The sequence below is a fragment of the Nitrobacter sp. genome, from assembly GCF_051535215.1.
Taxonomy (GTDB): domain Bacteria; phylum Pseudomonadota; class Alphaproteobacteria; order Rhizobiales; family Xanthobacteraceae; genus Nitrobacter.
This window is the reverse complement of the sequence record NZ_JBPPLY010000024.1, coordinates 1-14329: the sequence shown is the minus strand read 5'-3', so window position 1 is coordinate 14329 and position 14329 is coordinate 1. Positions and strand designations below refer to the sequence as shown.

Genomic DNA, 14329 nt, shown 5'->3' with positions numbered 1-14329 from the left:
GGAATAAGAAGGGGTTCCGATAAGGTCAACCATTCGTGCGTTTGTTTACATTGATTGTAATCTGCAGTGGTTGGTTTGAGACGGCGCGCACCTGTAAAGAAGTTCTGAGCGCTCCAGACAGGTCGGGCGGCCGCATGACTGAAATATCACGGACGAATCACAAGGATCTGAAAGGTCACGGAGACACGCCCCCCGTCGGAGAGCGCACCATCGCAATGCGAGGAAACATGCTCGACAGCAAAGAACTGTTCTCCGGCAGCCGTGAACTCATTATCGCGCACGGCAGCGAGAGTTACCGCTTGCGGCTGACGTCGCAAAACAAGCTGATCCTGACCAAATGAACCCACGCTCCACACCGTTTTCGAAGCGACCGATCGTCGCTTTTATATTTGTAATAGCGACGGTCGCGACAATCCTGTCCGCCATTCCGTCGCGAGCCGGCGGAATTATGGTGCGCGACGCGAGCGGCCATGGCGTCACGGTCGGCGATCCGTCGCGCATCGTAGCGATCGGCGGCGCGGTCACCGAGATTCTCTACGCTCTTGGACTTGAAAACCATGTCGTCGGCGTCGATTCAACCAGCCTCTATCCCGCGGCCGCTCTCAAGATGCCGAATGTCGGTTACATGCGCCAGCTATCCTCGGAAGGTGTCCTCGGATTGAACCCTTCGGTGATCTTTGCGATGCAGGGATCGGGACCGAAGGAGACGCTGGACGTTCTGCAAGCGGCGAAGGTGCCGCTTGTTCTTGTGCCCGAGACCTATTCCGAGCAGGGTATCCTCGACAAGATCTCGCTGGTGGGGCACGCGCTGGGAGCTGACGCGCGTGCCGCCTGTCTCACCGCAGCCGTTGCAAAGGACCTCGTTCAACTGAAGGCGCTGCGAGCCAAGGTCGATAAGCCGGTTCGCGTCATGTTTGTGATGTCGCTGGTGAACGGGCGCGCCATGGCGGCGGGGCGTCACACCGCCGCTGACGAGATCATCAAGCTGTCTGGAGGCGTCAATGCCATCAGCGAGTATGAAGGCTACAAGCCGATTAACGACGAGGCGATCGTCGCTGCCAAGCCGGACGTCGTCCTGTCCATCGACAGGGGGAAGGACTCGCTGAACGCCGATGCGATCTATCGGCATCCAGCCTTCGCATTGACGCCGGTTGCAACGAACAAGTCGTTCATTTCCATGGAAGGACTGTATCTTCTCGGATTCGGGCCAAGAACCGCTGTCGCTGCACGCGATTTGTCGGTTCGGCTCTATCCGGCGCTTGCATCCGAGGCCAAGACGTTTACTCCTGCGGCACCGACCGTCGATTGTCTGAAATGACTGCAATCGATGGGGGTGAAAATGCCAAGCTGTCACGCGCAAGCATCATTTTGCGCCCTTCGTCCGCACTTACATTTGGATGCCTGCTGCTGGCATTGACAGCCGCGGCGACCATTGCGGTGACGGTGGGCGCCGCCGGCATTCCCCTTGGCCGCGTTCCGGCGGCCTTGGGGCTTTGGGCGAGCGAACAGGTCGACACGCTCCCGGCGCGCGACCAGCTTGTGCTGTGGTCGATCCGCATCCCGCGTATTCTGGCGGCAGCCGTGGTGGGCGGACTGCTCGCAACATCCGGCGCAATCATGCAAGGCCTGTTTCGTAATCCTCTGGCCGATCCGGCGCTGGTCGGCGTTTCCAGCGGTGGCGCGTTTGCGGCTGCGGGAGCCATCGTTCTCGTGGACAGCAGCTACGGCGATGCCTTCCGCTTCATGCAGAACGCACTCTTGCCAATGGCTGCGTTTCTGGGTTCGCTTGCAACCACCCTGATCCTTTACGGCATTGCCAGCCGCGCGGGGCGAACATCGATTGCAATTTTCCTCCTGGCCGGTCTGGCCATCGCAGCGATCGCCAATGCCGGACTTGGGCTTCTCGTGTTCATTGCGGATGATCGCCAGTTGCGCGACATCACGTTCTGGCTGCTTGGCTCGCTGAGCGGTTCGACCTGGAGCAAGACACTGATGATTGCACCGGTCCTTGCTGTCGGGATGATTGCCTGCGTCTGGATCGGGAGAGGTTTGGACGTTATCGTACTTGGCGAATCCGAAGCATTCCACAGCGGCATCAACGTTGAATGGCTGAAGCGTGTCTCGATCGTTCTGATCTCGGCCATGACCGGCGTTGCCGTTTCGATCTGCGGAGTTGTCGGCTTCATTGGCATTGTCGTTCCGCACCTCCTCCGATTGATGATCGGCCCCGGCCACCGGATGCTACTGCCGGCATCGGCGCTGCTCGGTGCAGTTTTGGTCGTCGGCGCCGACACCATGGCCCGGACCCTTGTTGCACCCGCCGAGATGCCAATCGGTATTCTGACAGCAGCGATCGGCGCGCCATTCTTCCTTGCAATCCTGCTTCGGCAGCGAGGCCTGGCCGGACTATGACACCGGTCATCGAAACCTGCTCAGTGACGATGCAGATCAACGGCACCACGCTGGTTGATGGCGTCGACCTCAGCGTTGAGGGCGGAGAGATGGTCGCAATCGTCGGCCCTAATGGCGCGGGAAAGTCCACCCTTCTTCGCCTGCTCTCCGGCGACCTTCAGCCGACGCGCGGCTACGTCAAACTCAAACAAGCCAACCTGCAATCCTACTCCCCGGCGCAACTGGCAACTCATCGCGCGATGCTGTCGCAACACGTCAGCGTCACGTTTCCATTTACGGTCGAGGAGATCGTACGCATGGGCGCCGGCGACATGAGCGCCGCCGCCGCGCAACCGCTGGTCGAGGCGGCTGTGGACGAAGTCGCGGTGCGGCCGCTCCGCTACCGCCAACTGCCAACCCTCTCGGGCGGCGAGCAGCAGCGCGTGCATTTTGCACGCGTCCTTGTTCAATTGGCACGCGGCGAAGCCCTTCACGGCCCTGGATTGCTGTTGCTTGACGAACCAACATCAAGTCTCGACCTGCGACATCAGATCGAACTGGTCGAAATCGCCGGACGACGTGCTCGTAACGGGACAGCCGTGATCGCAGTCCTACACGACCTCAATCTGGCCGTACGGTTCGCTACCCGTATCATTATGATTCACCATGGCGTCATCGCGGCTGACGACATCCCCAAACGAACTATCACCGACGAAATGATTCGAAAGGTGTTCGAAGTTCACGCCAATATTCAGCATCACAGCGATGGCAGCCCTATCTTGCTGCCTCAGGCGATGAAACCAATAGAATCCGAAAATGTCTCAAGATCTGCCTAGGCTCTCGACCTGCTAAATTTGTTGCGAGCCAGACGGATTGATTCAATGGGGATGCTGAAGGGCATCGCCATGGTTGATTTGTTGTTGCTGTCGGAGGCGCAGGTGCGCCGTATCAAACCATATTTGCGCTGTCGCATGGGCGGCGATGTAGCGAAGACGGCGCAAGTCCATCCTTCATATCCTTGGCAGTCACGTCGAGCAAAGCGCGGCGACCATCAAAAATTGCCTCGACAGCGGATACTTAAAAGTTCGCCCGCGTGGTCAGCAGGAAGTTGCGGGGCTCGCCATAATAGTTACCAGCGTACGGATTCTGATCCGTAACGTAGTAATATTTCTTGTCGAAAACATTGTTGACGTTGAGAGCGACGGACCAGTTCTTATCGACTTGGTATTGAACAAATAGATCGACCACCGCGCGGCCCGGCTCGGTAAATTCAAAGGGTGTCATGGGACCCTCATAATGTCCGTTGACGAATGTCCTTATTAACCCGCTCTGGTAGTATGAGCTTTGCGCGGTCACGCCGCCGCCGATCTTCCAGCCTTCAAGCGGACCCTGCAACGCGTAGGTTGTCCATAATTTGAACAGATGCTTGGGCGTGACCGTACTGTAGCGGCCACCCTCCGCCTTGTTCTCGTTGTCGTTGAAGGTATAGCCGGCATGAATTTTCCAGCCATCCGCGACCTCGCCGCTCACTTCAAAATCGACACCTTGACTGATGACGCGGCCGCTATCGAGATAACAACAATTACTGCCGAGATCACCGGGAGTGGGTGGATATGCGCGGTCTTGTATCGCCTGACCGTTGCGCTTGATATGATACAGCGCGAGCGTTGTATTCAGGCGACCATTGAGAAGACTACCCTTGACGCCAACCTCGTAGGTACGCCCGGTTACGGGACTGAGCGGCGTGCCGGGCAAAGGACCCTTATGATAGTTTGCCTGCGGTACGTAGGTTTCAGCAAAGCTCGCATAGGCCGACCATCGTTCGGAGAGATCGTGGACCAAACCAAGATAAGGGGTGAATACCTTGTTGTCCTCGTATCCAGCGAAAGATGTGCCAGTGACGGCCCCCGTATTCCGATCCAAACTATCTGAGGTGCTATCGTATTTATACCAACTCAACCGCCCTCCGAGGATCAACTTCAGAGGGACCGCAAGTTGAGCGACGAGCGATCCATAAACCCCCTTCTGAACGATCTTGTCCTTAAAACGAGACGTGGGATAGTAGGGTAGATTTGAAATATGATCGAACGGATTGTACTCGAAGATGTTGGGAGACAGGGGAACGTTGGAGTCGCGCCATCTCAACGCCATGTCAAAATTGCGCTTATTGATATTCGCTCCCAAAGTCACCTTGTGTTCACCGCCAAGCAGATGGAATGAACCTTTCAGCACGGCGTCGAGCGTGTCCTGTGTATCATCGTAATTGAAATCTCTGTCTCTGAATGTTCCGGGCCCTGTGCCAGTGGCCGGATCGATATATGTAGCCCACGACATATCGCGACGGTTATTCTTGCTTAAACCTCGCGACGCCTCGATTCCGAGGGTCCAGTTTGTTCCAAGCTCCTGATCAATGCGAACGAAGTGCTTGGTGTTATTTCTCAGCCAGTAATCATCGGGGCCACCAAGGTAGAAATTGCGCGGAAGGCCGATATCGGCTCCATTCGAATAGCGCGGAAGGCCAAAGAGATTATATCCATCAAAATTCTGGTGCATGACATTGCTGCCCACGGTCAGCATCGTGCTGTCAGTAACGTCGGCTTCGACGATCCCGTAAAGCAGATACTTTTTACTCTTGGCGTATTTATAGAAGTACTTTCGATCCTCATAGGCGCCGACAAGACGCGCGCGAACGCTGCCGTTCTCGGTGAGCGCGCCGCTCACATCCAGATCGCCTCGGTAGTTGTCCCAGCTTCCGCCGCTGACCGCCGCATTCATGTGAAACTGCTTCGTCGGCTTCTTGCGCACCAGATTGACGACACCGCCCGGCTCGCCAGACGTGCCATAGAGCGCATCAGACCCGCGCATGACTTCGACGCGGTCATACATGGCAAGATCCAGACCCTGCATATTGTAACCATCACCGCCCCCATAGAACGGGCTGTTGCCGTCAATCTGGTAATTTGTGATCTGGAAGCCCCGGGAATAGAAGGTGAAGCTATTAGTGGATGAGCGCATAGCCGTGATGCCGGGTGTGTACTCCAGCGCATCTTCAACGGTCGTCATTCTTTGGTCCTGAATGCGCTGGTGCGTCATCACCGAGACCGTCTGCGGCAATTCCCTGAGCGTCTGCCCCTTGCCGAATGACGACTGATCCGTGGTGTAGGAACCCGTGCCTTCGGTCCTGCCGGGATCGCTCGAGGATGCACCCTGCACATCGATGGTATCGAGCGAGATCGCGCCGGCCACGTTCGCGCCGCCCGCCGTCGCGCTCGGCTGGGTAATCAGCACGTTTCGCGCATCCTTGAAGGAATAGCTCAGGCCGGAGCCTTGCAGGATGCGCGCAATGGCCTGCTCGCGCGTCGCCGTTCCCTGAATACCCGGCGAGGTCTTGCCGCTCGCGATGGAGGCTTCATAGGAGAGCTGGATTCCCGACTGCCTGCCGAACGCGGCCAAGGCTTGATTCAACGGGCCGGCTGGGATGTTGAAACCGGCTTGAGCCTGCGCCAGCGCCTGGCCCTGAATGACCGTGCCGCTGCCCACGACCGCCGTCGTCGCCAGCAGCGCCGCAATCAGCACTTTGCTGACACCTTTGCAAAAATCGCTTTTGCAAAAATCGCCCCTGCGAGACCCATGCCCCGGAAACTCTTGCCCCATATCCGAACCACCCCCGAAATGTCATTCGGGACCGGCCGCTCACTGCTCGATGCGGTCCCTTATTGGGCTTTACGAACGGGCTGTCGAAATTTTCTGTTTTTTCTGGCGGGAGATTTTTCAGACCGGCGAGATCACGGTCATGAAGCGCGAGATGCTGCGCACCTTCGCGCCGAACGGGCGAACCACGGCTTCGAGCGCCCCGACCGGATCAGCAAGATCGAACACGCCGCTCACCACGCGGGAGCCGAGAAACGGATCGGCCATGACGACGCTTCCCGGCTGCCAGCGAGCGATCCTGGCGACCATCGCGGAGACGGTCTCCCGCTCCGCCACGATCATCCCCTCCCGCCACGCCGCGATCTGCGAGACCTCCCGCGTGCCGCGGACGACCCCGTGCGAGGCGTTGTCGAAGGTGATCCAGTCGCCGGGATTCAATCGTTCTCCGAGGCGAAGCCCGGAATCTGCCGCTTTCGCCTCGACCGTGCCGCGGTCCACGGAGACCGAAACGAATCCCGCATCATTTGACACGTCGAAGGCGGTGCCGAGCGCCGTCGCCGCAAGATCGCCGGACAAGACCGAGAAGGGGCGCGCGGCATCGCGCGCCACGTCGAAATAGGCCATTCCCGCCAACAGTGCGATGGTCCTGCGCGCGCTGGTGAAATCGATCGCGACCGCGCTGTCGGGACCCACTGTGATCTCGCTGCCGTCGGACAAGGTGACGCGCCGGATTTCGGCGGTGGACGTCATATAGTCCGCCCTCGCGCTCATGAGGGCGCGCGGCACCGCCACCGATCCAGCCGCGGCAGCGCCAACGCCGATCAGGCCGCCGATGACCAGCGTGCGCCGCGACATGCCCGCAACTCCGCCCTCGGCGATCTTTCGCTCCGCTTTGCGCTCGGCCTTGCGCTGTTCGGTCAAAACCTTCCCGGTCATGCCGTGGATTGCGGCGACCCTGGCCCAGGCTGCCTCGTGCCGCGGACTGCGTGCCACCCATGCCCGCACCATGTCGACGGAAACAGGGTTGGCAGGATCGTTCTGGAGGCGGATGGCAAGGTCCGCCGCTTCATGGAACAATCGGCGGTCCTCTGCTGGCGCTTCGGTCATTCGCGTGTGTCCATCATCCCGCGCTCGTGTGCTTCATTTGCCCGGCGAACTGTCCGGGCGAACTTCTGAACCTGAACCACACGAGATTTATAGAGTCGCTAGCGTCCTTTCGAGTCCGACATTCGCTGAGGAGGTGCTGCGAAATCCCACGAACTTCGGAGTCGGGACGCTGGCCGTGCAGGCGAAGCCTTCCCTATCGAAGAAGACGAACGGCGGGCCCGAGTTTTCAGTTTTTTCGAACAGCAGCCTATCAGAGGCCGGTCAGCCGGGCATCGATGTGATCGTAGGCATCCCGGATCAGCGACCAAACCCGGGAGGTCGAGAGACTGAGCTCGGCGGCGACCTCGGCAATCGTCATGTCATCGAGCCGGTGCATTTGGAATGCGAGACGAGTGCGCTCGGGCAGCTCAGAGAGCGCAGCCTTGGTGAGCGCCAGCTTCTGGCGGTCGTAGACGGCCGCTTCCGGGGATGGCGTCGGGTCGACGATCGCGGCAAAATCCTCGGCCGACAGATCAACGCGACGCAACACCCGCTCGCGGCGCTGGTGATCGATGCCGAGATTCCGCGCCACCCGAAACAAATAGGCCGCCGGGTTATGAACCGTCACCGAATTACCGGGCGGCGAGACGAGAACCTTCACGAACGTGTCCTGGGTGATGTCAGCCGCTGTCTCCTCGCTCAGTCCCCGACGCCGCAGCGCTGCGGCGATGTCGCGCGCGTGGCGCACAAACAGCCCGTGAAGGTCCCAACTCATGAGCGCCTCGCCGGCCGCCGGCCAAAAGCCATCCCATGGGCGCAAACGGACTCGGCCGGCAACAGCGGCCGCGAACGAGCACAACGAGAAGCAAAAAGAACCATGATGCTAAAGTTAAACAGCCAAGGTTTAAGACGCCGGCACGCTGTCACCGCCGCGCAATCGACCTCCATCGTTTATGGGGTCCAAAATTCGTCCGCAACTACAATGATCTAGATTGGTTCTAGACAACGACCTCGAGTCAGGTGCCCGCGATCAATGCTTTCCGCGAATGCCTGCTTCCCCTTCGCGGCCCGGAGCGCCAAGGCCTTGTCGCGCTCATCGCTTCGGAGCTTGTCCGCCATCCAGAGCATCGCCCCGTAGATCGTCGTCCGATCATCGACGGTCAATTCGACAATGCCAACCTTGACGATGAGGTGGCGTAATTTGAGGGTAGCACTCGTTTTGTGCTTGGTTCGAAAGGGAAGCAAGGCGGAGAGGACGAGTTTCGGCCGATGTGAAGCGGCTCTACGCGACGCAAGCATCATCAGTGCCGAGCGGATCGTCTTGCATGGCGAACTGCGGACCATTCTCGAATGGACCGAGCGCCAAGCCGTTTGCAAGGGTACGAAAAACGACACTCCCGGAGCCGGGCTCACGGGAGTGTCGGTATCGGTGGTTGCGGGGATAGGATTTGAACCTATGACCTTCAGGTTATGAGCCTGACGAGCTACCGGGCTGCTCCACCCCGCGCTAAGCTTTCGCGTTCCTTCGAGAACCCATACCGGAGGGTGACTTTATCGACACTTTAGGCGTCGACTAATTACCGTCCCGAGGCTCCTGAGAAGGCGACCCGGGCGAATGCCCGCAGTGCGCAGCGTATGTACCAACACGAGTCTGCTTTGGAAAGGGCTGCTGCTGATATTTTCCGAGTTTTATGAAGCCGATGGCAGTCTATAGCGTTTTCGAACGAAACATCCTCGTGGCTTGATCCGAGGACGAATACCAGTCGCGGGAAGAAAACGCGTCAAACAACTATCTTGACCCCTGCCCCGATCTGATTGCGTCGAGATTCCCAAATCGACGTTATGGTGATTCAAGCTGTCTGCCGGAGGAGCGGCAGATATGTCGATAGCGATCGGTCGATCTTCGGGAACGTGCGGTGGCAGGGGTGCGTCCTGACGCAATCCAACGCGAACCCGCTGAACGTTTTGTGTAAACGCGGCCAGCGTCAGCCGTTGGCAGAGGACGAAGCGCGCGCAGGGCGATGTGCGGCAGGAGACGCCCGGGGAGTGACCGCAAGTTGGGCGGTCGCATCGACGCTCAAAAGCCATCGCAGCAGCGCTCGATACTCACTCCAGTGAATTTCGCGACCCTATTAGCGAGGGCCGACTGTTAGCGAGGGCTGAGGGCTGGAATCAGATTACTCGCAAGCTTCCTGACCAAACCGATGAAGGCTGCCGTCCAAGCCAACAGCGCAGCATAAATAAAAACATCGGCAATCGGGCGCAGGAACTCAAGCCGCATGGCGCTGGCCATCTCATAAGTGCAGACCGTGTACATACCTAGCGGAAAAACCGCACTCCAATAGGCCGGATCGTACCTGAGTGGGAATCGTCGATGAAAATGCCGCCAGACGACCAAGACGATAAGCAGCGGAATCCACCAAGTTCCAGCCGCCCAGAAGAAGATCGTAAACCCTTTAAGAAAAGGAAGCAGTTCATCGAGAAACCATGCATCCGCAGCGTTCTCTATCAAGGTCGAACCGGCAAGCGTCGAGATCGCCATCGCTCCCATATTGATCCAGTATGAGGGCACAAAATCCGCCGGCGAGAACTTGAAAAACATGTAGCGGTAGAAAATCAATGAGATGATCGAAATGTAGAGCATGCCGCCCCACAGCAACATCGACAGGGCAAGAAAATTAACATCGAGACGAAGGGGCTGACTAATATGTCGCGCGAGGAGCGCGCTGAGGAGCGAGATTGCTTGCGTCGAAACAACCGCGAGCAACCACGCCCCGGTAATGCCCTGATCGATGGTCGGCTTGGTCTCCATGATCGTCAGATTGGCGAAAATCGTGTAGGTGAGGATGATCCAAAGTAAAATGCCAAAAATCCACAGCCCCAGCGCAAGGTTTAGAGCGCCAGCGAGTATCAGCTGATTTGCCATCACGCCCGTAGCGGCAACTGCGGAAAGAAATCCTGGCGCCGATCGGTGATCTGTCAGATCGGCAATCAATGCTCGACGATAGCGCACGAGTCGCCACGACGTTAAAATCCAAAGCACGACAAACTGCGCTGCATTCAGCCACAACAGGACGACGGCGATTGGATGAAAGCCTGCCCGCTCCGAGGCGATGGAGACGATCCCGGTCGCCATAACCAAAGCGAAATATGCTGGAGAAAGGCGACGGGCACCGCGCAGGCGAAGCCGGAAGCGACGTTTCGATTTGTCGAACGGCTGCACTAGACTTTCTGAACCTTGAGTTCAAACATCGCTTTAACGCGACCGCCCCGGCACCGGGGCGGTATTGACGTCTTGGGACGAACCGATATCACATCGAAAGCCACTCTTAAGAACGGACTTCAATGTGCGGGAACAGCCTCGGCAATTGCTCCATGGATCGGTTTGACATCTCTGAAGCCGACTCGTGAGAACGCTACGTAAAATGCAGCAGCGTTCATAAACGCCCAAACAACGAAACCCAGCGTGTAACCACCCAAAAGGAAATTGCTGGCAGCCAGAATTGCCGTCATCGTAAAGCCACAGGCAGCGCCCGCGGCTTTCGCCAGTCCGCTGACCGCCCCCACATGCTCAAAATAGATCGGAATGAGCTTAATGACGGCCGCTGCGGCGGCACCAGACATCAACGCGAGCCCATAAATAGCGACCAATTCCAAGCTCAATGAGAGTTGAAGAGCGAGGAGCACGGCTAAAACGGACATTACTCCAAACATCCAGGTCAGGAGTGACAGAACTTCATACCTGTCAGCAAGCCAGCCACCAAGTGGCCGCGTAATGGCAACGCAGACGACCAGCAGCGGCGTATAAAACGCCGAGGCGCTGGTCGGATTGACGTGCCAATAATCGACCAGGTAGGTCGGCATCGTCGAAGCAAAGAAAACAAGCGTACCAAAGGCCACCCAGTAAAGACCAGGCACCAGCCATACAACGACGCCCGATCGGTACACGGCAAAGATCTCGCGCATCGACGTATTCTTAAGCTTCCGATTCGGCGGGTCAGAGGTAAAAAACATGTAGACCGCCGCCATCAGCAATGTAGGAATGGCGAAGATCGGAAAAATGATACGCCAACCTTCAGGGTCAGACGCGTCCACGAGGTTCGTAATCACGAACGTGACGACCATCATACCGACAGTAATTCCAACGTTACCCAGGGCAAAGAGGCCCAAAGCCATGCCCTGCCTCGATTTTGGATACCATGACGATACGTGAGCGTTGCCGACCACGAACGTTGCACCACCCAGCCCGAGCATCATCCCGAGGAATAAGAAGGAATAATAGCCTTCGGCGAACGTTCCGAAAATCAGAACAACCGAAAGGCAGACGAGCAAAATCGTAAATACGGTCCGACCGCCAAACTTGTCAGTCCAGATCCCGAGAGGAATACTGATGGCCGCCGCGAACAACGGTTCCATTGCCGCAAGAATGAGCACCTGAGTGCTTGTGAAATGATACCACTCAATAAGAAAAGGGGCGAGCGCGGAAAACATCCCCCAAATCGCAAAACCAAGCGAAAACGCCACGGTCGATATAAACAAAATCCTCGCATTGCCCTGAGGCTCGTCCGTCTTATCAACCCCGACATGTTCCACGGGAAGCTCCTGCAAATGTATCCAGCAGATTCGTGCTGGGTGCTCTTAATCAAAGTTATTGTCTTAGCCAGACCTCTATCTATTGCTTATAACTGATCTCTCTCGGGGCACGTGAAAGTCACGCACTTCGAGCGACAAGCATAGTCAATATATAAGATCAAGCCCTCACCAGCGCTGGTGAATAACGCTCGCCGGCGAGCAATGACTCGCCGGCGATACTCAAAGCTTTGTTCCAGATGATCTTATCAAATTCCCGTCAGCGCGCCAAGCGTTAGTGCGCCTGTCTTACGGTGTTTCTGATTTGCAGCTGATAAGGCCGCCACAGATACCAGAATGGGAACATGATCAGGTGCACCAAGCGCGAGAACGGAAATAGCGCGATCACGACAAATCCGTTAAGCATGTGCGCCTTCACTGCGAACGGCAATGCCGAAATGTAATGCGTCTGCGGGTTCAATGACACCAGAGAAATAAGCCACGGCACAGCCGTATCGATGTACCAGTCAGCACCCCAGCGGTAAGCCAGTGACACCCAGAAGCCAAGTGCAACCTGGACCAGCAGCGCAACCAGCAGCACACCATCCATCGGACTCGTAACCGCAAGAATACGCTCTGTCGTGAAGCGGCGTACCATCAGAACGCAGAGCCCGATCAACGCTGCCAAACCGAAGGTAAAGCCAATCAACTCAATCGTGTACAGCGCTGTCGGAGTTGCTGTAAGGCTGGCCCACATACCGGGAACCAAAAAGCCTATCAGATGGGCTAACAAAACAACTACGATACCATAATGCCACGGCACCGAGCCCCAAAACAGCCGACGATTCTCCAAGAGCTGAGAAGATAGCGTAGAGTAGGAAAAGCGGTTTGTACGGTACCTGTAAACCCCTCCAATTACCGCCACTACGATCGCCAAGTATGGCAGAACCGCAAACAGGAATACGTCATACATAGAATTTGCCTCCGTCACACATGGGATATGCTTCTCACGCTCGCCAATCCAGTAGGTCGTCTGCGGCGACCTCAGCAAGTGGCTTGTAAACCTTGAAGTGCTGTCGTCCAGCCTGCGTCCAAAACACAACATGTGTTTCAACCGGCGGGCATCCGGGGTCCGAGCACGGAAGCTCCGACACCATGATGGTTTCATCCTCGTCGAGGTTGAATCGTTCCCGCGTCCAGCCAAGCACACGTTCCTGCTCTGCCGACCGGTCAGCACGCTTCTTGGTCATACCTTCGTTCAACAAAAGACGAAGTGCATCAAGCGCCTGATGATACGGGTGGGCGCGCTTTTCAACTTCATCAATGTCGTAATCTTCGCTCATCGCCAATAGGAAGCCGCCCTCAAGAACATCACCCTGACTTTGACCGCTAAGTTGCTTCCGATCATCCTTTTGGTTCTGTCCTTCAAGCAGCTTTCGCGCTTCGCGCTGCTGATCCTTTAGCTGCTTGCGTAGCTCCCGATCATCTAACTTTGAGCGTTCAATTCCTGTGTCGCCGTCAATATCGGCATGACCGTGTTGGTGACCCTCGGTTTCCGGCTTTGTCGTCATGCGCTCAAGTGCCGGCAATAAACCCTTGTTCAGTAGCGCATCAATATCCTCCCCGTCGTTCTGTGCAGCGAACCGCAGCATAATTGACAGGCGATCAGGAATTTCCGAAGCGCTCGATTCGAAACCGCTGGCGCGATAACTCTTCTTCAATTCGACCAAAAAAATACTGCGTTTATAGTTTTCGCCAAATAACTGATACCCGACATACGGATGGCATATAGAGTTTAGGTCAAAAAAACCGCTATAAACCTCCTGTAGCTTTCCAATGCCGGTTTCTTCAGCAAAACTCCGAAAGCTCTCAAGTAAGGCCGCCGCTTGTGGTTGGACACCGCGAACCAGCGCCGCGCATTCGGACGCCTTGCGATCCAAACCTGGGGCGGGATAATCGAGGATGTCAGCAAACAGATCCAAAACTTTGGAGCGGTTCGAGTACAAAACCTCTGCGCGATGTGAAAAGCGACTCATAATCTTCTACAACTAATGTTGTCCGCGGACACTGTTGCCGATAGCAGTCATCGCCTTCGCTTTCGCGAAGCGGCCCGGCCAAGACCCGGTTGGGCCGAAGCCCAACCGTTGTCTTTGCGTTGCGTAGCCTGGCGAGTGCCTATGGTCCTCTCGCCGGGTCGGTGTGGAAGCCGACGCCGACCTCGCCCTTGCGGATCGGGTAGTTGTGCGAGACCGGATCGAGTTGCGGGAACAGCGCGTCGACCGCCGTCTCTCGCTCCATCGGCGGAACCACGAAGCGCTCCTCGAAGGTCGGCATCGACGTCAGCCGCCAGATCGCCTCCACCTCGGCCGCGGTGGTCTGGCCTTCGGCAAGCGCCCGCTGCACCTCCTCATCCGGGATGTCCTTCACCTTCTTCGAGCGCATGTACACGCGCACCGCGACCAGCTTCTTGTAGACGCCCTTGATGATCTCCTCGTTGCCGCCCGCCAGCAAGCTCGCCATGTAGCGCAGCGACACGCGCGACCGCTCCAGCGAACTCATCAACGGACCCAGCCTCGATTCGGAGGCGATGTTGTCGTACACGCCGTTCTCCACCTTGGCCAGAACCGGCCCC

General features: G+C 57.3%; 12 protein-coding genes, 1 tRNA gene and 1 pseudogene. 4 read left to right on the top strand and 10 right to left on the bottom strand.

All coding sequences use genetic code 11. The annotated features are described in order from the left end of the window. The first annotated feature begins 134 nt into the window (after positions 1-134). From hemP to ACS3WB_RS15300, 4 genes are read left to right on the top strand one after another with little or no spacing between them, the layout of a single operon-like run. Positions 135-341 carry a hemin uptake protein HemP gene (gene hemP / locus ACS3WB_RS15315; protein ID WP_438276360.1) on the top strand — a complete coding sequence of 69 codons (207 nt, stop codon included), beginning with the start codon at positions 135-137 and terminating at the stop codon, positions 339-341. Beyond that, a complete protein-coding gene (locus ACS3WB_RS15310) occupies positions 338-1318 on the top strand; it encodes a heme/hemin ABC transporter substrate-binding protein (RefSeq protein ID WP_438276345.1) in 981 nt (326 codons plus the stop codon). The genes hemP and ACS3WB_RS15310 overlap by 4 nt, the downstream gene beginning before the upstream one ends. Continuing rightward, positions 1315-2412, top strand: coding sequence for a FecCD family ABC transporter permease (locus ACS3WB_RS15305; protein ID WP_438276344.1), 1098 nt, complete (start codon positions 1315-1317; stop codon positions 2410-2412). Before ACS3WB_RS15310 ends, ACS3WB_RS15305 begins: the two co-directional genes overlap by 4 nt. Then, positions 2409-3227: a heme ABC transporter ATP-binding protein gene (locus tag ACS3WB_RS15300; RefSeq protein WP_438276343.1), complete on the top strand. Its 819-nt coding sequence runs from the start codon at positions 2409-2411 to the stop codon at positions 3225-3227. The genes ACS3WB_RS15305 and ACS3WB_RS15300 overlap by 4 nt, the downstream gene beginning before the upstream one ends. A 241-nt stretch (positions 3228-3468) precedes the next feature. Here ACS3WB_RS15300 and ACS3WB_RS15295 read toward each other — a convergent pair whose 3' ends face one another. The 10 genes and pseudogenes from ACS3WB_RS15295 to narH all read right to left on the bottom strand — a co-directional run. Next, positions 3469-5967, bottom strand: a complete 2499-nt coding sequence (locus ACS3WB_RS15295; RefSeq protein ID WP_438276342.1) for a TonB-dependent siderophore receptor — start codon at positions 5965-5967, stop codon at positions 3469-3471. A gap of 195 nt (positions 5968-6162) precedes the next feature. Further along, positions 6163-7149 (bottom strand): FecR family protein, encoded by a 987-nt coding sequence (locus ACS3WB_RS15290; protein WP_438276341.1) that lies wholly within the window; start codon positions 7147-7149, stop codon positions 6163-6165. Between the two features lie 250 nt (positions 7150-7399). Beyond that, positions 7400-7903 carry a sigma-70 family RNA polymerase sigma factor gene (locus ACS3WB_RS15285; protein ID WP_438276340.1) on the bottom strand — a complete coding sequence of 168 codons (504 nt, stop codon included), beginning with the start codon at positions 7901-7903 and terminating at the stop codon, positions 7400-7402. Positions 7904-8115: 212 nt separating this feature from the next. Then, a complete protein-coding gene (locus ACS3WB_RS15280) occupies positions 8116-8373 on the bottom strand; it encodes a conjugal transfer protein TraD (protein ID WP_438276359.1) in 258 nt (85 codons plus the stop codon). A gap of 185 nt (positions 8374-8558) precedes the next feature. Beyond that, a tRNA-Met gene (locus tag ACS3WB_RS15275) sits at positions 8559-8635 on the bottom strand. Between the two features lie 642 nt (positions 8636-9277). Further along, entirely contained in the window at positions 9278-10351 is a 1074-nt protein-coding gene (locus tag ACS3WB_RS15270) for a tellurite resistance/C4-dicarboxylate transporter family protein (RefSeq protein WP_438276339.1), read from the bottom strand. A gap of 119 nt (positions 10352-10470) precedes the next feature. Then, complete coding sequence (locus tag ACS3WB_RS15265; RefSeq protein WP_438276338.1) at positions 10471-11721, bottom strand: MFS transporter; 1251 nt, start codon at positions 11719-11721, stop codon at positions 10471-10473. A gap of 271 nt (positions 11722-11992) precedes the next feature. Further along, on the bottom strand, positions 11993-12670 hold the full coding sequence (gene narI, locus ACS3WB_RS15260; protein ID WP_438276337.1) for a respiratory nitrate reductase subunit gamma: 678 nt from the start codon (positions 12668-12670) through the stop codon (positions 11993-11995). Positions 12671-12704: 34 nt separating this feature from the next. After that, positions 12705-13733, bottom strand: coding sequence for a nitrate reductase molybdenum cofactor assembly chaperone (gene narJ / locus ACS3WB_RS15255; protein ID WP_292615066.1), 1029 nt, complete (start codon positions 13731-13733; stop codon positions 12705-12707). A 139-nt stretch (positions 13734-13872) separates the two neighbouring features. Further along, positions 13873-14329 (bottom strand): annotated as a pseudogene (gene narH, locus ACS3WB_RS15250) (nitrate reductase subunit beta); the annotation flags it as partial.

Coding starts and splice junctions, on each gene's coding strand:
- ACS3WB_RS15300 (WP_438276343.1), top strand. CDS start 2,409: ATGACACCGGTCATCGAAACCTGCTCAGTGACGATGCAGATCAACGGC.
- ACS3WB_RS15285 (WP_438276340.1), bottom strand. CDS start 7,903: ATGAGTTGGGACCTTCACGGGCTGTTTGTGCGCCACGCGCGCGACATC.
- ACS3WB_RS15290 (WP_438276341.1), bottom strand. CDS start 7,149: ATGACCGAAGCGCCAGCAGAGGACCGCCGATTGTTCCATGAAGCGGCG.
- narI (WP_438276337.1), bottom strand. CDS start 12,670: ATGTATGACGTATTCCTGTTTGCGGTTCTGCCATACTTGGCGATCGTA.
- hemP (WP_438276360.1), top strand. CDS start 135: ATGACTGAAATATCACGGACGAATCACAAGGATCTGAAAGGTCACGGA.
- ACS3WB_RS15310 (WP_438276345.1), top strand. CDS start 338: ATGAACCCACGCTCCACACCGTTTTCGAAGCGACCGATCGTCGCTTTT.
- ACS3WB_RS15305 (WP_438276344.1), top strand. CDS start 1,315: ATGACTGCAATCGATGGGGGTGAAAATGCCAAGCTGTCACGCGCAAGC.
- narJ (WP_292615066.1), bottom strand. CDS start 13,733: ATGAGTCGCTTTTCACATCGCGCAGAGGTTTTGTACTCGAACCGCTCC.